General features: G+C 45.8%; 21 protein-coding genes and 1 tRNA gene. 9 read left to right on the forward strand and 13 right to left on the reverse strand.

Features of this window, described 5'->3' with window-relative positions; genetic code table 11:
• Window positions 1-32: 32 nt before the first annotated feature.
• The 8 genes from SWH54_05400 to SWH54_05435 form a co-directional block, all read right to left on the reverse strand.
• Complete coding sequence (locus SWH54_05400; protein MDY6790688.1) at window positions 33-710, reverse strand: HEAT repeat domain-containing protein; 678 nt, start codon at window positions 708-710, stop codon at window positions 33-35.
• 101 nt (window positions 711-811) lie between these two features.
• Complete coding sequence (locus tag SWH54_05405) at window positions 812-2,581, reverse strand: aldehyde ferredoxin oxidoreductase family protein (protein MDY6790689.1); 1,770 nt, start codon at window positions 2,579-2,581, stop codon at window positions 812-814.
• 129 nt (window positions 2,582-2,710) lie between these two features.
• On the reverse strand, window positions 2,711-3,925 hold the full coding sequence (locus tag SWH54_05410) for an acetate kinase (protein ID MDY6790690.1): 1,215 nt from the start codon (window positions 3,923-3,925) through the stop codon (window positions 2,711-2,713).
• A gap of 182 nt (window positions 3,926-4,107) precedes the next feature.
• Entirely contained in the window at window positions 4,108-5,841 is a 1,734-nt protein-coding gene (gene xsc, locus SWH54_05415) for a sulfoacetaldehyde acetyltransferase (GenBank protein MDY6790691.1), read from the reverse strand.
• Window positions 5,842-6,233: 392 nt separating this feature from the next.
• Window positions 6,234-6,836, reverse strand: coding sequence for an alpha/beta fold hydrolase (locus tag SWH54_05420; protein MDY6790692.1), 603 nt, complete (start codon window positions 6,834-6,836; stop codon window positions 6,234-6,236).
• Window positions 6,836-7,438, reverse strand: a complete 603-nt coding sequence (locus SWH54_05425) for an OmpA family protein (protein ID MDY6790693.1) — start codon at window positions 7,436-7,438, stop codon at window positions 6,836-6,838. Before SWH54_05425 ends, SWH54_05420 begins: the two co-directional genes overlap by 1 nt.
• Window positions 7,439-7,467: 29 nt before the next feature.
• The gene (locus SWH54_05430; protein MDY6790694.1) at window positions 7,468-7,830 is read right to left on the reverse strand and encodes a hypothetical protein; all 363 of its coding nucleotides are present in this window, start codon (window positions 7,828-7,830) and stop codon (window positions 7,468-7,470) included.
• A gap of 12 nt (window positions 7,831-7,842) precedes the next feature.
• Window positions 7,843-8,139, reverse strand: a complete 297-nt coding sequence (locus SWH54_05435) for a TRL domain-containing protein (GenBank protein MDY6790695.1) — start codon at window positions 8,137-8,139, stop codon at window positions 7,843-7,845.
• Between the two features lie 166 nt (window positions 8,140-8,305).
• On the opposite strand from SWH54_05435, the gene SWH54_05440 reads away from it, so the two are divergent.
• Window positions 8,306-8,512 carry a hypothetical protein gene (locus tag SWH54_05440; protein MDY6790696.1) on the forward strand — a complete coding sequence of 69 codons (207 nt, stop codon included), beginning with the start codon at window positions 8,306-8,308 and terminating at the stop codon, window positions 8,510-8,512.
• Window positions 8,513-8,639: 127 nt separating this feature from the next.
• Here SWH54_05440 and SWH54_05445 read toward each other — a convergent pair whose 3' ends face one another.
• Entirely contained in the window at window positions 8,640-9,254 is a 615-nt protein-coding gene (locus SWH54_05445) for a LysM domain-containing protein (protein ID MDY6790697.1), read from the reverse strand.
• A 112-nt stretch (window positions 9,255-9,366) separates the two neighbouring features.
• On the reverse strand, window positions 9,367-10,014 hold the full coding sequence (locus SWH54_05450) for a lytic transglycosylase domain-containing protein (protein MDY6790698.1): 648 nt from the start codon (window positions 10,012-10,014) through the stop codon (window positions 9,367-9,369).
• A gap of 899 nt (window positions 10,015-10,913) precedes the next feature.
• Here SWH54_05450 and lolA point away from each other — a divergent pair.
• Window positions 10,914-11,573, forward strand: coding sequence for an outer membrane lipoprotein chaperone LolA (lolA, locus tag SWH54_05455; GenBank protein ID MDY6790699.1), 660 nt, complete (start codon window positions 10,914-10,916; stop codon window positions 11,571-11,573).
• 50 nt (window positions 11,574-11,623) lie between these two features.
• Window positions 11,624-12,520, forward strand: a complete 897-nt coding sequence (nadA, locus tag SWH54_05460; protein MDY6790700.1) for a quinolinate synthase NadA — start codon at window positions 11,624-11,626, stop codon at window positions 12,518-12,520.
• A gap of 65 nt (window positions 12,521-12,585) precedes the next feature.
• Here the strand turns inward: nadA and SWH54_05465 are convergent, their stop codons facing one another.
• The 3 genes from SWH54_05465 to radA form a co-directional block, all read right to left on the reverse strand.
• Complete coding sequence (locus SWH54_05465; GenBank protein MDY6790701.1) at window positions 12,586-13,329, reverse strand: YebC/PmpR family DNA-binding transcriptional regulator; 744 nt, start codon at window positions 13,327-13,329, stop codon at window positions 12,586-12,588.
• A 154-nt stretch (window positions 13,330-13,483) separates the two neighbouring features.
• A complete protein-coding gene (locus tag SWH54_05470) occupies window positions 13,484-14,089 on the reverse strand; it encodes an RlmE family RNA methyltransferase (protein ID MDY6790702.1) in 606 nt (201 codons plus the stop codon).
• Window positions 14,090-14,150: 61 nt separating this feature from the next.
• On the reverse strand, window positions 14,151-15,518 hold the full coding sequence (radA, locus tag SWH54_05475) for a DNA repair protein RadA (GenBank protein ID MDY6790703.1): 1,368 nt from the start codon (window positions 15,516-15,518) through the stop codon (window positions 14,151-14,153).
• A 311-nt stretch (window positions 15,519-15,829) separates the two neighbouring features.
• Here radA and SWH54_05480 point away from each other — a divergent pair, with 311 nt between their 5' ends.
• The 6 genes from SWH54_05480 to SWH54_05505 all read left to right on the forward strand — a co-directional run bounded on the left by SWH54_05480 (window position 15,830) and on the right by SWH54_05505 (window position 21,172).
• Complete coding sequence (locus SWH54_05480) at window positions 15,830-16,648, forward strand: histidinol-phosphatase HisJ family protein (protein MDY6790704.1); 819 nt, start codon at window positions 15,830-15,832, stop codon at window positions 16,646-16,648.
• 422 nt (window positions 16,649-17,070) lie between these two features.
• A complete protein-coding gene (locus tag SWH54_05485) occupies window positions 17,071-17,952 on the forward strand; it encodes a lytic murein transglycosylase (GenBank protein ID MDY6790705.1) in 882 nt (293 codons plus the stop codon).
• 114 nt (window positions 17,953-18,066) lie between these two features.
• The gene (locus SWH54_05490) at window positions 18,067-18,276 is read left to right on the forward strand and encodes a PLDc N-terminal domain-containing protein (GenBank protein MDY6790706.1); all 210 of its coding nucleotides are present in this window, start codon (window positions 18,067-18,069) and stop codon (window positions 18,274-18,276) included.
• Window positions 18,277-18,343: 67 nt separating this feature from the next.
• Complete coding sequence (locus tag SWH54_05495; GenBank protein MDY6790707.1) at window positions 18,344-19,285, forward strand: MBL fold metallo-hydrolase; 942 nt, start codon at window positions 18,344-18,346, stop codon at window positions 19,283-19,285.
• Between the two features lie 178 nt (window positions 19,286-19,463).
• Window positions 19,464-19,538: transfer RNA gene (locus SWH54_05500), tRNA-Glu, on the forward strand.
• Window positions 19,539-20,041: 503 nt separating this feature from the next.
• A complete protein-coding gene (locus SWH54_05505) occupies window positions 20,042-21,172 on the forward strand; it encodes a Fic family protein (GenBank protein ID MDY6790708.1) in 1,131 nt (376 codons plus the stop codon).
• The last annotated feature ends 143 nt before the right edge of the window (window positions 21,173-21,315 follow it).

Genomic DNA, 21,315 nt, shown 5'->3' on the forward strand with positions numbered 1-21,315 from the left:
CTAGTCTGCCAACCGAATTTTAAAGGTATCGCTTATTTACCCGCCACTTCTCGTTGACAGTGCTTGCAAATCTTGGCTTTCTTTTTTATTATTTCCGCACAAAAGGGGCATTCTCTGGTAAAAAATCTTTCATGTATCTTGTTGACTGATTTGGCAATTTCTTTTTCAATAATTTCATTGCCGACCGTAAGGTTTCGCAGCGCGTCGATGGCTTCCAGCTCTCCGATATCTCCTAACATTTCCGCTGCTTTTAATCGGACCTTGGCCGGTTCGGTCGGATCCAGCAGCAACCTGAGGACCGCGGGTGAATCCTTTGACACATAGCAATCGGCCAGGATGGAGAATCCCTTTTTGGTTGCCTGTTTTAAAGCCTCTTCGGCAGCCAGAATTTTGTCGTCGATAATCTGCCCGGTGGCACCCATCGGACTGAAAACAGGCATCAGTTCAAAGGTCTTTGTACCGGGATAATTCATGCATCTGTATGAGGCGGTTTGATTAAAATTTTCCTTCAGGTTTTCCCATCCTTTTTTGTACAACGGACAATCATCGTTAAAACAGAGAAAAAGATAGGGTTCGCCCCATCCCAACCCATCGCTGAAGGTAACCGGAGGAACTTCCCAGATGCTCATCTCTTTTTTGCAGTGCGGACATAGGGGTTTTTTCATGGATATTACTTTTTCAAAAACCTGCTCTTTGGTTTCAAATGTCATTTTGCTCTCCCAATTTTGATTAACAACTGCTTATTAACGTAAGTTCCTTTTTTTACCTGTCAACCATATGGAGTTTTATATCACAGTAGCCGCCAATATCTTTATGATAGAGGAACGCCCTTTGGATCCCACCCGCGAAGATGATAATAATCTTGAATCATCAGGTTCAGTTCTTCTGGTGTAATTCCTTGACCGTTCTTTAATTGCTGTTTATGCAATCGTGTCGGAAGGCTGTCGTGTTCCGCTTTCAAGCCTTCCCGTATATTAAACCGTCGAATCAGGGTGGATATCCGAGCGGCTCTTTGTTGAAGCGTTTCTTTATTCTCCTCCAGTCCGGTGGTGATTTGAAGAATCTGTCGCAAACGGTCCCAGGGATATAGATCCCGGTAAAACCGGCACAGGATAAAGGTATCAAAAATGGTCAGGCGGTCTTCAAAATCAATGAACATGTCGGCCTTGCCCTTAATTTCTGCCGGATCTATCAATCCTGCCAATTCCGGATTATGAAAGGTTGCCCTTAAATGGCATGCCCCACGGTCGGAAGTGGCAAACGCAAGCCCGCTTCCTTTTAACACCCGGGGATCATAACCCGGCGGTTCAAGCCCCTTTACATGGACAGCCATATCCTCGAGACCCCATTCATTGGCTGCATGTCGTATCCCCCGGGCAAGGGTTTGACCGATTCCGCTTTGGGTGGCTATGTCGTTAAGCAGATCTGCAATTGCATCCACATCTCCATATTCAATATTATGGTCGATTCTCTTTTTTGTGGCCGCCTCGATGGTAAAGGCGCACAGGTTACCGGCAGATATTGTATCCAGGCCAAGCCTGTCACAGATATCATTTAAGTAGGCAATCTCTTCAATGCTGTCGATCATACACAACCCCCCAAAGGCGAAAATGGTCTCATACTCCGGGCCTTCGATAACAAGCCCGGCATGGCGGCCATTTTTAACCGTGGTCATTCGGCCGCAGGCGACAAAACACTTGGCGCATGCTTTGGGGACCACGCTGCACTGTTCATGAAGTGCCTGAGCGCTGATTTTTTCCCAGTTCTCAAAAACTCCCTCATTCCAGTATCGGGTAGGGAATGCGCCGATTTTATTGGTGAGCGTGACCATATTCGGCGTGCCCCATTTTTTAAAGGCAATCGCTGCAGGATGATCCTTTGAGGTGGCCAATATCTCCTTGGAAAAGCTTTTCAAGCCTGTTTTATCCGATACCAGACGGGTTCTGTCACCCTGGAAAAGAAGCGCCTTTAAATTTTTTGATCCCATGACCGTTCCCGCACCGGTCCTTCCGGCACAGCGCCAGTGATCGTTTGCGATCACCGCAAACCGCACCAGGTTTTCTCCGGCCGGACCGATCACAGCAGCTCCGGATTTTTTTACCGCAGGGCCTGAGCTGTTAAATCTTTTCTGTACCGCATCTTCCGCAGCAAAGGTATCCATCCCCCAGATGTCCCCGGCCTGATGGAAACCGACTCCTTCCGGGTGGATTTCCAGTATACATGGCGCAGCGCTTTTTCCGCTAATGACAATGGCATCAAAGCCTGTGCTGTCGATGGCTTCCGGCACCCTGCCACCCGAGTAAGATTCAGAGTAAAAACCGGTCTGGGGCGACTTGGTGAAAACGCCGTAACGACTGGAACCCCAAACAGCGCTTCCGGTCACAGGACCGGTGGCAAATATCAGGCAATTGGCGGGGTCTAGCGGATCGATACCGGGAGGATTCAGTTCGGATAAGAGATAAGAAGCCAGTCCCTTCCCCCCTAAATAGGTAAAGTATATTTCATGATCAAGTTTAACGATGCTGTATTTTTTTTCCGTTAAATCAATTCGTAAAACCCTGCCGTAAAAGCCGTGCATCATTTATCCTCCGAAATCCGAGATAGCGGTACAATTATATTTTGATTTAAGTTTTTTTAAAACAGGTTCAAGTTCTTGTCCGTTCGAGTCCGGTTGCCGGATGGTCCCTCCCAGGCTTAACCCAGGCATGCTTTAGCCTTGTCTTTCTTGATGAAGAAGCTCGAGGGTCTGAAGGGCGATTTCCTGTTCCTCGTCAGTGGGAATGACCAGCACTTTCACCGGACTTTCCTCACTTTGTATTTCTCGACACGTTTTATTAGCTGTTGCATTTTTTTCCGGATCAAGGATAATGCCCAGGTTTTTTAAGCCCTGGCAGACCAACTCCCTGATCAACGGTGAGTTTTCTCCGATCCCTGCGGTAAAAACAACGGCATCGATGCCGCCTAAAACAAAAGTGTAAGCACCAATAAATTTTTTGATCCGGTAAGTGAAAACCTTAACCGCCATGTCAGCCTGTTTATTGCTTTTTTCACAGGCTTGGAAAATATCACGTAAGTCGTTACTGCCGATTCCGGCAAGACCCAATAGGCCACTTTGCTTATTCAACAGTTCATTAATCTGTCGAGGATCAAGCTGTTTGTGTTCCATAAGGTAAAAAACGATGGCCGGATCAATATCCCCGCAACGGGTCCCCATCATCAGTCCCTCCAGGGGGGTGAATCCCATACTGGTATCTATGCTGCGGCCTCCGTCAACCGCTGTAATACTGCACCCGCTACCAAGATGGCAGGATACGATTTTTAGTTCCTGCAATGGCCGATTGAGAAAGTTGGCCGCAGTCCGGGAGACATATTGATGGCTGGTGCCTTGGAAACCGTACCTGCGCACTTGGTCTTCCTGATATAGCGCATACGGCAATCCGTAAAGATAGGCATGTTGCGGAATTGTCTTGTGAAATGCGGTGTCGAAAACGGCTACCTGAGGAACACCCGGAAAGATATCCTCGCACGCTTCAACCCCCTCCAGGTTCGGCGGGTTGTGTAACGGGGCCAATTCAAAAAAGCTTTTTATAACCTGTTTAATCCGATCATCAATCACAACAGAGCGGTTGATCGTCTCCCCGCCGTGAACCACCCGGTGACCGATGCCGGCAATATCCATCCCGGGTTGAATATTGCCGGCATTTTTATTGGTCAGAAAATCTGCGATAAGTCTTACCGCCTGGCGGGTGTTTGCCACCTGTATTTCTTTGGAAGCCCGTTTACCTCCAGTTGTCTTCATGCTGATTTTTGTGCCTTTTTGCCCGATTCGCTCCACGATACCGTCGGCCATCACCTTTAGATTGTCTTTTTTAAACAGGGTAAATTTAACGGAAGAACTACCCGTGTTGATTATCAGAACATACATATCAAGTTTTTTTCCGTGTTATCTGATGATGGTAACATGGCCCGCAGCCGTGCAGTTACGGCAAGCGGCATGAGCAAAACAAGGACCTCTTTGAGAAAGGCATCGGCCTCGCTCCAGATGAAAAAATTATTTCCGACTCCAAGGCCTGAAAACGGAGGAATCTTCTCTCATTAACTCCACGATTACTTGGCGTTTAAATGGGCATATTTATCCAGGTAACGTACCGGCATGTTCAGCGCATCTCTTCTGAACGGTTCTGCCAGCACTTCTTCCCCACCCTGGACAATGGCATTGATCACGCACGGTTTTCCCGAAGCGATGGCCTGCTTCATCACATCGGCCACCTGGTCAGGATGATCAACGCGAAAACCCAGGGCGCCCATATCTTCCGCCAGTTTTTCATAATCCGGGTTTTCCGGGAGGTTTGCACCGACAAAGCGGTTGTCATAGTAGTCAATCTGGTTTTTCTTTTCAGCCCCCCACTCGTAATTGGTGGCCACAATGGCGATCACCGGAATATTTTCGCGGACAGCGGTCATCACTTCAGCCACACCGCTGATACCGTAAGCACCGTCGCCCTGAAAGGCGATTACCGGAGTATCGGGCTTTCCGATTTTGCAGCCCAGCGCCGCGCCATAGGCAAATCCGCAGTTTCCCCAGGATAGCGCGGAAATGTGCTGACGAATGCCCTCAAACTTCAGGTAGGCATTGATCATGGAGGAGTTGTTGCCGATATCGGTGGTTACGATGGACCCTTCGGGCAGAGCTCGGGTCCATTCCCGGTGAAAGCGACGGGGATGCATGGGTCGCGACTGTGAACCGGTGCTCCATTCAGCCAGTTCGGTACCCCAGATGTCTTTTTCCTTTTGTACATCGGCCAACCGCTGGTTGTTCTTTTCCATGTTCGGGTTTAATTCCCTGATTCGTTTGAAAAGCAATGCGGTAAACTCTTTAACATCACCGCAACTATACACATCGGCTTTTTTCGACAGACCGAGAGCGCTGATATTGACGTCACACTGGATAAGCTTGGCTTGGTCCGGCCAGTAGACCATGTCGTACTGAGGCAACGTTCCGAACGGTCCCAGGCGGGTGCCCAGGGCGATGACCACATCCGCTTTGTTGATGATCCGCATGGCCGCTTTGGAACCGCAGTAGCCGATAGGGCCGCAGGCCAAGTCATGACTGGCGGGGAACGTATCGTTATGAAGATAACTGTTAACCACCGGAGCGGTGATAAACTCTGACAGATTCCTGACCTCGGTCAGGGCATCCGCCTGGGAAACGCCACCACCGGACACGATCACCGGAAACCTGGCATGAACGATCAGTTGAGCCGCTGCTTCCAAATCCTCCATGGAACCCGCACCGCGTTTGATGACCGGTGTTTGGTAGATTTCGTCGTTGCATTCGCCGTAGAAAAAGTCACGGGGAATGTTCAGATGGGTGGGCCCGTTAAAATTCTTGGCCATGTAAAAACAGCGGCGGGCCAGTTCAGCCATCCGTTCGGGCCGGTTGACCCGTACCTGGTAAACCGTTTGTTTTTCGAACATGGCCATCTGGTCCAGTTCCTGGAAGCCACCGGTTCCAATGCCCATCGAGCCGGTTTCAGGTGACAGAGCCACCACCGGGGAGTGTGCCCAGTAAGCGGCCACCAGGGCGGAAACGAAATTGGCAACTCCTGGACCGTTCTGACCGATGCAGGCCTGGGGTTTGCCGGTTATTCTGGCCAAGCCATCTGCAGCATGGGTGGCAGCTTGTTCGTGGGCCACAGGAATGAAACGGATGCCGGCATCGGGAAACAGATCCAGTGCATCCATGTAAGCCGATCCCACAATTCCAAAAACGTTTTTCACCCCTTCTGCCACCATGGTCTCGACCAAGGCTTCACTCGGGGTCATCTTGACTTTGCTCACGTTGTTTCTCCTAAATTATCTGCTAGTTAAATGAATTGATTAAGGATAAAGGTATTTGTCATTTCGTATATCAGATATCTAATATCTGATACCCCGTCAACACAAATTGGAAAAACCAGTCAAGAGACATTTCCGCACAGGCCGATAGTTTGAAAAGAATTCCCGGCGCAAATAGCGTGACCCAATCAGGATGAATACGCGAATCGACAGGTATCGTTTTTCGATCATTAAATATCCAGAAATTTCGCACAATTTTCTTATTTAAAACGGAACATATTTATGACACCCACTATAATAAAATAGTGGTCGTCGGGCAGGCAGTCATTCATGCACGATAGTTAACGGTGAATAGTTCTGCGGTTGGGGAGTTTTTCAAACTTGTTGCAAAAAGCTTAAATATGGGAAGACAAGACCGATTCAAGCTCGCCCAAGCATCCTGTATAGAAATGATCCGCTCCTGTTATGATTTCCAGATGTGCTGTTGGATTCCACAAAGGGCGCATGGTTTTAATTCGATCGGCAGGGGCAACATCATCCTGGCTGCCGGTTACCACCAGCTTAAGGCAGGGGATTGAATGAACCGGATTAAAATCGACAAACCCGACAGGCGGCGACACCATGACCATATTCTCAACCAAATTGATCTTATTGATTGCCAGCGCATTGACCCAGGTGCCAAAGGAGTAGCCTGCCAGATTGATCTCTTTGATCCCTTTGTCTTTAAGGATTGAAAGTGCAGCACGGACATCTTCCTGTTCGCCTGCGCCGTCATCGTAACTTCCCTGGCTGTTTCCCGCGCCGCGAAAATTGAATTTTAAGGTGGTAAAACCTTTTTTTTGATAGGCACGGGCAATGAGATCGACAATAAAATTGTGCATATCCCCGCCATAAAGGGGGTGTGGGTGGGTAATGACCACCCCGTTGTCCATGCTGTTTTTATCGAGCAGGCCTTCCAATTGGTAATTTTCAGATAGAAAAGAAATGCTCTGTTCCATTATTCAATGACAAAATGCACGCGTCTGTTTTTTCTTTTTGATTCTTCGCTGCGGCTCTTATATGAGGGACATTCCTTCCCATAGCTGACAACGGTCAGCCGTGACGGCGATATACCCATCTTTATCAAAAAACTTTTTACCTCCCCCCCGCGCCTTGCGCCAAAGGCAAGGTTATACTCGGCGGTACCCGGCTCATCTGTATGTCCTTGAATGATTACCGAAATTTCAGGATTAGTTTTTAGCCAGCCGGCTTTTTTCTCTAACAATGCCTGTGCTGCTGAAGACAGGGAATAACTTCCTTTGCTAAAATAGATGTCTTCATTTTCGAACAGGTTCATGGCATCCGCCATGTCACGTTCCGCTTTTGCCGATGCTTCTCTCAGACGTTCTTCCTCGAGAATTCGCTGCTGTTCAAGCTCTTCCTGTCTTTTTATTTCGGCAAGTCGTGATTCTTCTTCCTCTTTCTGTCTGGCAGCCTCATCCTCAGATACCTGACTTAAAGAAGGCTCGTCTTCAATGGTCTTGCCGGCACATGAGATAAAATAGACATGACCGGGTAGAATAAATAAGAGGGCCAAACCGATCCACAGCTTATTTTTCATTCCCTTCTCCTTTTTTGCCGGGGTTTTCTTTATTCTCCATAGATATGCAGCCTTTCGTGGTACCATATCCCCAGGACATCAAAAATCTCAATATCGGCAAAGTATACCTTGGTGAGTCCGTGTTTTTTTGCAATATCCCCAATGGCATTGGAGTTAAACTCCGTATAAAGCCCGTAACCGGACACCGGCTCCTCTATATGGATGATTAACCCACGCGCCTGGCTATCCGTTACAGGCGTGTTGTGAAGATCTATTGTATATGGTAGCCTGTAGTGCTTGAAGACCCTGCCTCGTAAAATACTATTGTCAGAAAGACCTATGGACATACATCCGCTTATTAACGGAAGAAGCAAAAGCAGGCCTGCTAAAAAGATATATTTTTTAAGTGTCATGTGATGTTACCATCAATCCCCATAAACGATCACTCGCCACCGGGCATATATTCCGAAAAATATCTGGGTTGATTCCTGGTCCGCATGTTTTAAAACCGTAATATTTCCGTTTTTTGCTGCGGCCGCATAGCTGGCATCCCCCCATGAAACCAGCCAGAAGAGGCTGTAAGCTTCGGCAACTCCCACTTTGGAACCCAGTTCTGTTCTGTCGAGGTTCGAATCATAGGGAGTTTTGATATGCACATAGGCACAGCCGCTGAAGATTAAAATGACGGCAAGCAAAATTGCAAGTTTGAATCCGGATTTCATAACAACTCCTTATCATATGGATGGGTTTATCATCTTTATAGCAAAAGGGTTTTCCTTTTTCAATACAATATCTTCAATCTGAATTTCAGCAACTAAAAAACAGTTATTTAAAAAAGCTAAAGTTTTAACCGGTAATGACCGATGGATAAATCAGGAGGTTCATATCGTGGATATTATCGTTGGCGGCATGCCTTTTATCAAAAAGGACCCGCCCCAAGAAAAAATGGCTTTACGCTCCAATACAAAGCTGTTTCGCAAAGATCAGCGGAAAAACAAACAGGATCGGCGAAAGAGTGTAAGGGATGGTGTGTTTGTGTCGCTGTCGTATAAAAAAGATCGTCGAACGCAGCGGGATAGAAGAAAAAGCTATTAAGACCTGCAGGCCAAAGAGGGCATGTTGACACGGCCTATATAGAGGGCGATAGCAAAGACCAAATCACCACCAGCGTTACGGACAGGCAAAAGGTTCCGCATGGCAGAAAAATAGCCATATGCGGATGTTACTGGCTTTCCACCGGGGCCACAATCAGTTTTTGTCCGGGATGAATGACCGCCTCAGGAGTCAGGCGGTTTAATTTACGCAAATCATCCACCGTGATCCCGTAACGGCGGCTGATCTGATAGAGTGTTTCCTTGGCCTTGACCTCATGATAGACCGGATGCGCCATTTTTTGCGACACCTTTGCCGGTTCCGGTTTTTTGCTTTTAGCAGTTTTACGGCCCCTGTTTGGCGAGGTGTAAAGCTCATTGTTGATAATATCCAATTTTAAAGACGTTGACGTTTCAAACCTGTCGAACCGGTCGAGCAACAGGTCAAATTTTTTCCTCTGCGTATCAAAAAGTGTCAGTTCTTTATCGATGTCGGCCAGTTTAACAAGTCTTTCTTCAAGATGGGCCACGCGTTTCTCCAGGGTGACGATTTCTTTTTTGCTTGCCATATCAGTCGTTTTTGTGAGGAAAATGATAAATAATAAAATCATCACCACAAAACCAACGCCCAGCAAAATAATAGGCATGGGAGATGATTTTTTTCTGTCCCATATATGGCGCTCGTCTTCATTTAAATAATCCTCTCCGGTCACTTCCTCTATTGTGTCAATATACTCCTCATCCATGGTTCTTTCTCCTTTGATTCACCATTTTTAAAATGAATAAAATAATACATGTTGTGTGTCAAGGGAAAAGCAACACAATATATAGTGGATAGTGGGGAAAGGGGTCAGCGTTTTAGGAATACAGCCGGCTGGCATCCAGTTGGGTTTTATAGTATCGGTAATACTTAATCACCTTTTTGACATAGAACCGGGTTGCCCCGAAAGGCGGGATTCCGCGGTGCTCCCTGACTTTTCTGCTCCCGGCGTTATAAGCTGCCAGTGCCAGCTCCACATCTCCATCAAACTGGTTTAACAGCTTTCTGAAATAACGGACACCGGCATTTATGTTGTGTTCAGGGTTGAAAATGTCCTTTACACCAAGAGATCTGGCGGTTTTCGGCATCAACTGCATCAGACCCTTGGCGCCTTTTTTAGAAACGGCTTTGGGATTATAACTGGATTCAGCCATAATGATAGCCATCACCATGGCCGGATCCACCTTATAACGATTGGCCGCTTTGAGAACAATGGGCTGAAACAGATGCTCCGCTGAATTCCAGCTGAGAATGGGTCGCCTTTGATCCTGTTCGGCAACCGGTGGCTTTTCTTGCAAAGGATCAGAAATGATAGGCTGCCCGATATCATGCTCTTTCGCCACCACCAGAGCGGTCTTAGATTCCTCATATATCGACGGCATCACCATGCCCATAACGATTGCAACGACGGTTAGCCACAAAGCCAGGTTCATCGAAGGAGGATTTATGGGGGAGTCTTCTTTCATAACGAATCATCAATAAGGATTTAATGATCAGTATTATAATAGGGTAAATCGAGATGTATGTCAATAAAAACAGGGGACCATGGCAGGGTAAGCCCTTCGTGGTAAACCGATTCTATGCTAACAAATGCGTTTAACATGTTAGGTTCTTCTCCAAATTAGTTGGAGAAGAGGGTCCAAGGACTCCAGGGATCAAGGATTCCCCGATGACGGGATCTCCGTTTTACTACGACAAGTGTTTGTTTTCTAAAGATTTTATCAGCGCTTTTATAGTGGTTGTTAAAAAACGTTTCTTAATCTAAACGATTTTTCTTACAACCACATATACCGCAATTCCATATTTTGGAATTTATTTATGAAAAGCGGTACAACATTCTTTCGATCTCTGCTATGTCTTTTTTTGCTGTATCCAATTCACCTTTATCAATGAAGCCTAAATCTCCAGCTAATAATATCTGGGTTTCCAGTTCGCAAACCGAACCATAAGAAATGTAAAGCATCCTCATGTAATCAAGGGTTGTCTTTCTTCATTGGGGAATTTTGCTGTTATTAATATATCTTTAAACAGAGTTTGTATGACTCTCACCAGACATTCAACGCCTTGTAATTCTTTAGTATTTCACTCGAACCCTTGAAACCTTGGCTCCTTGAACCCTCTGGAACCACACCGACCCACTTGAAGATGATTCACATGCTTTGTCTGAATTAACTACAACTAATCGGAAGCTGATCCACATGTTATTATAAATGGGATTTATTGTAAGGTCATCAATTATGGGTGATACTTTTTACGCCACCATCAAAATTGCTGCAAGATACTGTTTACAAAATGATTGCAATCACGTATTGAAACATTGTCTCTGACCCTGTTTCTGCTTTTTTTATCAAGATGGAGTTTTAAAATGAATTTCAGGATAATTTTATATCTTTTTTGTGCTGTTATCTTTTCTGGCACAGCTGCAATTGCAGGCGAAAAGCCGCTGTCTTTAAACGAAATCATGGATAAGGTGGAAAAAAGATACGATGTGGACGATTTTTCATCGTATTTTGTTCAGGAGTCCACACTTAAAGCCATGGACATCTCGGACGTGGCTTCAGGAAGTATATATGTCAAGCGCCCGGGCATGATGAGATGGGAGTATGATAAGCCGGACAAACAAACAATCACCACCAACGGGGAAAAGTTATGGGTATATAAGCCGGATGACAACCAGGTGATGATCGGTAAGGCGCCTTCTTTTTTCGGGGACGGTAAAGGGGCGGGCTTTTTGTCCGATATAAAGCTGATTCGTGAAAAATTTGAGGTTTATTTTGAAAAACAAAAAAGTGATCATGACTACGTGTTAAAGCTGTTACCCAAAGAACAAACAGCGGGAATCACTGAAATTTATCTGGCAATTTCAAAAATAACCTTTAAAATAAAAAAAATTACCACGCGAAACCAATATGATGATGAAACCGTCATTGATTTGATTAATTCAAAATTTAATCTCAACCTGGACAAGTCGCTGTTTCACTTTATTGTACCCGAGGGGACGGATGTGATAATGATGGATGAATAGTGAGATGGTTTTTTTTACAAATTCATCGAAGTTAACTTGATAGGATAAACATGAAAGAAAAAATAAAACAATTACTTAAAGAAAAAAAAGCGATTATGCTGGCGCATAACTACCAGCCGCCGGAAATTCAGGACCTGGCGGATCTTTGCGGTGATTCATTGGAGCTCAGTATAAAAGCGGCCCAAACCGATGCAGAGGTGATTCTGTTTTGCGGCGTGCATTTTATGGCTGAAACAGCCTCGATTTTATCACCGGACAAGACCGTACTTCTTCCGGTAAAAGAGGCCGGATGCCCCATGGCGGATATGGTCACACCCGAACAACTGAAAGCCAGGCTGGATAAACTGCCCCCCATGCCGGTGGTGACCTATGTAAATTCGAGCGCATCTGTCAAGGCCATCTCTACAGTTTGCTGTACATCCGCAAACTCCATTGAGGTGGTAAACAGCCTGGATGAAAACGAGGTTATGATGGTTCCTGATCGAAACCTGGCGATGTATACCGCCTTACACACCGAAAAGAAAATACATCTGTGGGAGGGATACTGCCCGGTTCATGAGGGACTGACGGTCCAAGCCTGTATGACGGTTAAAGATAACTATCCGGAGGCCGTTTTTATGGCACACCCTGAATGCCGGCCGGAAGTACTGCAACTGGCGGATGTGATCGCCAGTACTTCGGGAATGATACGTTATGCCGCTGAATCCGCAAAGAAAGCGTTTATCGTGGGAACTGAAGTGGGCCTGGTTTATGCCCTGCAAAAGGCAAACCCGGGCAAGAAATTTTATCCCGCTTCAGCCGGTATGGAATGCATAGATATGAAACGGATTTCCCTCGATGATGTGGCAACAAGTCTCGAATTTATGAAAGGAGAAGTGAATGTGCCGGAAAATATCCGGGTACCGGCGCTAAAGGCGGTACAGCGTATGGTTGATCTGTCTCGTTAAAAACCGTCACAACGGCGATACCGCCATGGGGCCGAAAAGGTGCGAAGCATAAAAACGTCCAATTTTTAAATGTTATTTACGATATCCTCCGGTATATCCGCATTGGTATAAACTTTCTGCACATCATCACAGTCATCCAGGGTTTCCATCAGCTTGACCATCTGCAGGGCTTGTTTTCCCTCAAGGTTTGTGGTGGACTGGGGGAGCATGGTCACCTCCGCATCGATATAGGCAAAAGCCGCCTGATCGATGGCCGCTTTTACCGATTCAAAATCGTCCGGTTCGGTGATGATTTCAAAGGACCCGTTATCCTCGCGGACATCTTCCGCACCGGCTTCGATGGCGGTTTCCATTAAAGAATCTTCATCCACCTCTTTTTTTTCTATGGCGATATAGCCTTTTTTATCGAACATCCAGGCCACACATCCGTTTTCTCCCAGATTCCCCCCGTTTTTACTGAAAATATGGCGAATATCAGCCACCGCCCTGTTTTTGTTATCGGTGACCGATTCGATAAAAACAGCAGCCCCGCCGGGACCGTAACCTTCATAGGTGCTTTCTTCGTAATTCACTCCTTCCAGTTCACCGGTTCCCTTCTTTATCGCCCTTTCAATATTATCTTTGGGCATGTTTTCACTTTTTGCTGCGGCTATGGCGGTCCTCAATCGGGGATTGGCATCCGGATCTCCGCCACCCATGCGTGCGGCAACGGTGATTTCTTTAATGAGTTTGGTGAAGATTTTTCCCCTTTTGGCATCGGTGACCCCTTTTTTATGTTTAATGGATGACCATTTACTGTGACCTGACATAGTGACCTCCTGATTATAGTAAGCGTTCACGGAACGCTGAAATTAGAAAATAGAAATGGGACATTTGGCCTTCATGCTTTTGTGCTGCTCTCGTTTCATCTCTTACGAGTTTCTACTTTCCAGTTTCGAGTTTCAAGCCGTGAGCGGCTAATGATTATAACGCCTTCTTTTTTTTAGCGATAATATAAACTTCCTTGCTTGCTTTGCGACTGCTTTTGGGTTTGAAAATATGGCAGGTGGCAAAACAGCGTTTGACCGAATGTACAAATTGGTTAAAATCTTCTCCCTGAAATATTTTGCAGGCAAAGGCGCCACCGGGCAGCAGTACATCTTTGGCAATTTCAAGGGCCGCCTGGCAAAGATTAAACGATCTTGCCGAATCAACGCTTTTAATGCCGGTGGTGGAAGGCGCCATATCACTCATCACCACGTTAAAGTCATTTCCTATGGATGGGGAAAATGAATCAAAGGAGAAAATATCACCGGTACAGCTGGTCACATGCGGCGGAAGATTGATTGTCACCGGCTTAAGATCTATACCGGTCACATGTCCTTTATTTCCCGTTAGTTTAGCGGCATAAATCAGCCAGGAACCGGGACAGCAGCCCAGATCAAGCACCCGGTCCCCCTTTTTGATCAGGTGGCACTTCTGCTGTATTTCCTGAAGCTTGTAAACAGATCTGGCCGGGAAGCGTTCCTTTTTGGCCCGGTGCGCATAGTGATCGTTCCACTTACCGTGTTTTTTCCCTGATCGATTCATAACCTTAAGTATATTTCATGTCAAGTAGCGAGACCTGCGTGCCAAGCAAACCAGTTGGGAACTAAAATAGGGTTTCAATGCATTCAGCTATAGTTTTTATTCCTGTCATATCGATCCCGGTTATATTCGACATGCGTTTCAGGTTGCTTTCCGGGACCAGACATCGGGTAAAACCCATTTTCTTTGCTTCGCCGACCCGTATTCCTGCCTGGCCGATGGCCCTGACTTCACCGGTAAGTCCGACTTCACCCAGGACCACGGTGGCTTCCGGAATGGGTTTATCCAAAAAACTGGATGCCACCGCGGAAACAACACCAAGGTCAACGGCAGGTTCATCGATTTTTACCCCACCGGCGACGTTCATAAAGATATCATGGCCCATTAGATGCATACCTAACTTTTTTTCCATCACCGCGGTCAGGAGCGCCACCCTGTTTTGATCCAGTCCCAGTATGGTTCTGCGCGGTGTCCCGAAACTGGTACTGCTGGCAAGAGCCTGGAGTTCAACAAGTATCGGCCGGGAGCCTTCGATACTGGCGGTGACCACCGATCCCGCTGCGTTTTCCGGTCGCTCAGAAAGAAACATCGCCGAAGGGTTGGTGACTTCATCCAGGCCCTGTTCTTTCATTTCAAACACGCCGATTTCATTGGTCGAACCGAATCGGTTCTTGACCGCCCTTAGAATCCGGAAAATATGGTTTCGGTCGCCTTCAAAATATAAAACCGTATCCACCATATGTTCCAGAAGCTTCGGCCCTGCGATGGCTCCGTCTTTGGTGACGTGACCCACCAGGAAGGTGGGAATCCCGGACTTTTTTGCCATGAGCATCAGCTGGACCGTCGATTCCCTGACCTGGCTCACGCTTCCGGGTGCAGACGTCAGTTCCGCACTATACATGGTCTGAATCGAATCGATGACCAGCACCTGCGGATGGGTTTTTTCAACCATGGACAGGATGGAATCGAGATCGACTTCCGATACAACCAGTATATCCGGCGATACGGTGGAAAGCCTTTTGCTTCTTAAGCGGATCTGCTTGATCGATTCTTCGCCTGAGACGTAAAGCACCTGGCGTCCGTTTTTTGCCAGGCCATAAAGTGCCTGCAGCATAAGGGTGGATTTGCCGATACCGGGATCGCCACCGATAAGGACAAGGGTGCCCGCCACCAGCCCACCGCCCAGGGCACGGTCGAATTCCTTAATCCCGGTAAGCAGCCTGGTTTCATTTTTAAGATCAATGGTGTTAATGGGAACCGGCGCTACAGAAGATGCCGGCAAACTGCGCTTTACACCCCTGGCCTGTTTAAGTGTCTGTTTTTCTTCCACCAGGCTGTCCCAAGCCCCGCAATCCGGGCATCTTCCCATCCATTTATGGGCCTGATAACCGCAGGACTGGCAGCAGAATACTGTTTTGCTGGTTTTTTTCATGATGTTAAATTGGTTGAAAGTGTGTTATGGTTCAAATATGGATAACATGTCGGATGAATACGATCAAGATGGTTTACCTTTTTATTAACGTCTTTTTGCAGCTAGTCAGACTGAAGGTGTTTGGGATGAAGGGGGTCGGAAGAAGATGATTGCCATATCTTGGTGGAAATATCTGCTTCGTTCACCAAACACGACTTCAAGATACGTTTTTTCCTAACAGCCTTCAGTCTATCCACCTGAGTGGTTAGGCTTTTTTCTATTCCTACCTCTGTGCTTAAAGGTAAGGGATTAGTCCGAATCGAGAGATTATAATGATCGATTATCATATCCATACCAAACTTTGCAATCATGCCAGGGGGGTGATGGGCGCCTATGTGAAGCGGGCGTTGGAGAAGGGTTTGCAAGAAATATGTTTCCTGGACCACCTGACACTTACCGAGCCCGGCAACCGGCTGTCAATGACACCGGGCGAAGTCCCCTTTTATTTTCAGGCCGTACAACAGCTGAAAAAGAGTTTTAACGGTATGATCAGCGTAAAGGCGGGCCTGGAGGTCGATTTTAGCCCGGAGAATACGGATCGGGTGGAACAGATCATCGAAACGTTTTCTTTTGATGTGATCGGCAGTTCCATTCATTTTCCCGGAAATATCGATATCGTAAACAGCCAGTCGGACTGGAAACAGGGAAGGTTCGATACAGATGAGGTGTACGGGCTTTATTTTTCTCAACTTAAAACCATGCTCCAATGTGACTATTTTGATGTCATCTGTCATCTTGACCTGCCGAAGAAGTTTGGCAGGCAGCCGGTAAACGATTTTAATAAACAATTGGATGAAATTATCACCCGGATCAAAGATAAAGATCTTACCGTTGAGCTTAATACCGGCGGGTATAATCACCCGGTGGCTGAAGCGTACCCGGCACCCGGTATAATAAAAAAGTGTCATCAGGCAGGAATCCGCATGACCCTCGGTTCAGACGCACACCATCCCGACGACGTCGGCCGGCACTTTGACCGGGCGATTTCCCTGCTCCGAGAAGCCGGATACACGCACCTGGCCTCATTTACAGGGCGACAGCGTTTTGCTATTCCACTGGAAAAGCATGGGCCGAAAAGCGAAATGAAATAGCCGGCCGATTTTGGCTTGTTCTAAATGGGACACGGATAAACGCGGATAAACACGGATTTCACCGGTATTTATATACGAGTTTTTCATCGTTTAAAACGGAATATATTTATGAGAAACAGTAAAAAAAAGGATTCAAGGGGTCGAGGGGTCAAGGATACGAGGGGAACACTATAGTATTACAGGCTCTTAAAAGCTTAGTATAAGTTCTATAAACTCTGTTTGCACGTTTCCAGAATAATTAAAACTTCCTAAAAGAAGATGGATACGGCCTGAAATTACAACTAAGAGGACAGGATGTCTAATACATTGATAAAAATGATAGACAACAGGCACTTGAACCCTCGAGCCCTTGAATCCTGGAACCCTTTTCTCCAACTAAATTGGAGAAGAACCACTTATTATAATAAAAGGATATAACATATATGCGGCAAAGCGGAAGAGATGTAAAATTTTTTGTCCTCACTATTGGCTTTATGTTGATGATGCTGTTTGCACCGTCTCAATCCTTTGAAACAGAGCGAAAAGGCAATCATTTTGATTCCCTGATGGAGCAACTGGTCAACGACGGTTTTGATAAAGAAACTATAAAAGTCATTTACCATAACTCAAAAGTTGCTTTTGAAGCCAAAGGGGTGTCACTGTTTTTTATCCACAGTGAAGAAAGGCTCGATTATGACCAGTATTCGGTCACAAGCCAGATTAAGAAAGCCAGGTCATACATGAACAAGCACCTCGCTTCACTTTCGCGGGCGGAAAAGGCGTATGGAGTGGATAAAGAGGTCATCACCGCCATCATCCTGATAGAAACTCAGTGCGGCACCCTGCTGGGAAACAGGTCTGTGTTAAATACGCTTTCCACCCTGGCCAGCCTTTTTGATGTGGAGGTTCGGGAAAAACTGTGGAAAGAAATATCCAACACCCCTGAACTGACCAGGGGAAAGTTCGATCAAAAAGCGGATAAAAAATCAAAATGGGCCTACAGAGAACTAAAGGCGTTTCTTAACCACACCCTGTTTGAAAAAATCGATCCTGTGGCCATCAAGGGTTCATATGCAGGCGCCATGGGCATTTCTCAATTTATGCCGAGCAATATACCGGAACTGGCAAAGGACGGGAACAACGATGGCAGTATCGATCTGTTTAACCACGCGGATGCCATCGCCAGTATTGCGTATTTTTTAAAGCATCATGGATGGAAACCGGGTCTAAGCCAGCAAAAGGCGGAAAAAGTGGTCCACCATTATAATCACAGCGAAAGATACGTGGAGGCGGTATTGAAGATATCCAAGCTTCTGGAAGGCTGACGGTCTCGTCAATCCCGCTACGCCTTTTTATCCCGCTGCTTTTTAGCGGGGGAATTTGAACTTTTTACGAAACCGTCCAAATCTGACGATCTACGGGTTCAACAAGGACTGAAAATGACATTAAAAACGTTCGCTATATTTTTGGGATTATGCGTGCCTTTTTTTCTCATGACCATCTGGGCCATTGTCGATGCCGCCCAGAAAGATTTCGGTACGGTGGGGAAAAAAGCGTTCTGGTGGCTGATTGCATCCATTCCTTTTGTTGGATTTATTCCCTACTTTCTCATCGGGTTCAGAAAAGGAAAGAAACCAGATAATGGGTGAGATTAACCAGTCTCATGGCGGATGGTGCTGATCAACAATATGAGAAGCTTATTAACGAGAAAGGGATATGCAAATAGAGATCCTTGGAGCTGAGTCCTTAGGCGTAAGGGGTCTTTGTTGTTTGGTGACCACCAAGCACAGAAACATACTCATCGATCCTGGAACGGCTTTGGGCTACATGAGAGAAAAACTACTGCCTCATCCGGTGCAGATCGCTGTGGATGAAAAAGTGCAGCAAAAGGTCATACGTGCCTGGGGAAATGCCACCGATATCGTGATCAGTCATTTCCATGGGGATCACGTCCCTTTGGCCGATGCCAACCCCTATCAGTTGGACATAAAAAGACTGATTGGATTGAATGAAAAACGTAACATATGGACCAAAGACCCGTGCCATTTTTCTCCGACTGAAACACAGCGGGCAAAACATCTTTCTTCCTTGCTGCAAACCGATCTGATTCCAGCCGAAGGTAAAAAAAAAGGGTGCATGTCATTTTCTGAGGCGGCACCGCATGGAAAGGCAAATGACCGGATGGAAACCGTCATGATGACCAGGATTGAAGAAGACCAGGTTTTTGTTCACGCATCGGATATACAGCTTCTCGATGATGAGACGGTGTCTTATATTCTGGCCTGGAAGCCGGACATCCTGCTGGTGGGAGGGCCGGCCATTTATTTGTCCAGGTTATCGAATGGCCTGATTAACCGGGCCTGGAAAAATGCGGTAAGGCTTTCTGAAGCCATCGATATGGTGATTCTCGATCACCATCTTATGCGGAGCCATGAAGGCCTTGACTGGATAGCGCGACTGAACACTGGGAGCGGAAAAGCGGTGATGTGTGCGGCAGATTTTATGCACACGCCCAGGATGCTGCTTGAGGCCGATCGCAGAGAGCTATATGAAAAAATGCCTGTTCCCGTGGGATGGCATGAAGATTATGCGGCAGGCAAATCCAGCACCGACGATTTTTGGCGTTCGGCAAAGTCATCATCTATTGTTGCAAACTAAATTTTACTTGCTGTTAACGCAATTTAATGGCTGTCTCTCAATGATGAAGTTGACTTAACCCTTAGTGCGGCGGGCCGGATGTGGAGATATCGCTTAAACAAACGCTTTTTAATATAAATCAATTCAGCAAATAGTCTTGACATGAAAGCCTGTTTTCTATATTCATGGCTCAAATACAGGTCCCATCGTCTAGTGGTTAGGACGCTGGCCTCTCACGCCAGTAACACGGGTTCGAATCCCGTTGGGATCACCAGGAAACCAAGAGAGCCTCGAATGTGGGGCTCTTTTTATATAGGTTAGGACGTCCCGCTTTTCAGCGGGATAACACGGGTTCGAATCCCGTTGGGATCACCACCAATATTCATAAGGGTTTACGGGAAACAGTAAGCCCTTTTTTAATGTCCTATTTTTTCGTTTCCAGCCCTATTTCCAACCTCAAATCGCTTTATTTCTATATTTTAGGTAATCGGCAAAGAGTTAATCAGCCAAATATTTAGAATTCCGGACAATTTTTATCAAATATGTTATCATATGCACCTAAAAAACTGGCTTGTTTCCACTTCAATCCAGTATCCAAAAGTTTTAAACACGATTTCTATCTTTGAATTTATGAAGCTTTTGGGGCGTAGTCGGCTACTTTGTTAAATTTCTGTAGAAATAAACGGTAAAAGTGAAAAAGTAAAATAAACTAATGCATATTTTACTTTTATATGATAAAGTAAAATATAAAAATCTATATTTTACTTTGGGAGTGTTATGAATATTAAGGATTTCAAAGCAGGTTCATATGCCAAGGGATATGAATATCACTACTTTTTACCTGAGAAAATTAACCATTCCTTTTTTTGGGTCGATGAGGTTATCAATAAACTGTTGGAAAAAGCCTCATTTAAACTCGGGGAACTAAATTCCTTTTCCCGATTTGTGCCTGATACAGACATGTTCATCATCATGCACATTTTTAAGGAGGCAGTGGTTTCCAGTCGAATTGAGGGCACCCGAACCAATATCGAAGAAGCGTTTATTGAAGAGAAGGCAATTGATCCGGAAAGAAGAGACGATTGGAAAGAGGTGAATAACTATGTAAACGCAATGAATGAGGCAATAGGGGAACTGAAAACGCTCCCATTATCTAATAGACTTATAAAAAATACCCACAAAATACTTCTTTCCAGCGGCAGGGGCGTTCGTAAAAATCCGGGTGAATTCCGACAATCTCAAAACTGGATTGGTGGAACAACTCTCGCGGATGCGGTGTACATTCCTCCAGTGCATACTGAGCTGCCGGCCTTGATGTCTGATCTTGAGTTTTTCCTTCATAATTCCGAGATAAAAGTGCCCCATTTGGTGAAGATAGCGATAGCCCACTACCAGTTTGAGACCATTCATCCGTTTTTAGACGGTAATGGCAGGATAGGACGATTGCTGATTACTCTTTATCTGGTATCAAGCGGTATTCTGGATAAACCGCTGTTATATCTTTCTGATTATTTTGAAAAAAATAAGATACTGTATTACGATAACCTGACATTTGTTCGAACCAAAAACGACCTTGGTCAATGGATCAAATTTTTTTTGACAGGGGTTATCCAGACTACAGAAAACGCGGTTGCAACATTAAGGAAGATTACGGATTTAAAAGAAGCAATTGAGATGGAACGTATCCTTATTATGGGTAAACGTTCGAAACCGGGTATAAAGTTTTTGCACCGACTGTTTAAAAAACCAGTCGTGACTATCAAGGATGTGCAGTCAATGACCGGCCTATCTCCCAAGGCGGCCAATGATCTGGTTCGGGCTTTTGTTGATCAAAAAATACTGATTGAGACGACCGGCTATCAACGAAATCGGGTTTTTGTGTTTGATGAGTATGTGAGAATGTTTTGATGATTGAATGGAAAAGAAAGAATTGTTGTGGTCAAGTAAAACCGGACACTTTTTGTTAAGCCGCTTTGCGGCATTGTTCTTTTTCATAGGCGAACGGAGTTTTATAACCGAGTGTCGAATGCAGCCGAATGGAGTTATAGTAG

This window comes from Thermodesulfobacteriota bacterium (genome assembly GCA_034189135.1).
In the GTDB taxonomy this organism is placed as follows: Bacteria; Desulfobacterota; Desulfobacteria; order Desulfobacterales; family JAUWMJ01; genus JAUWMJ01.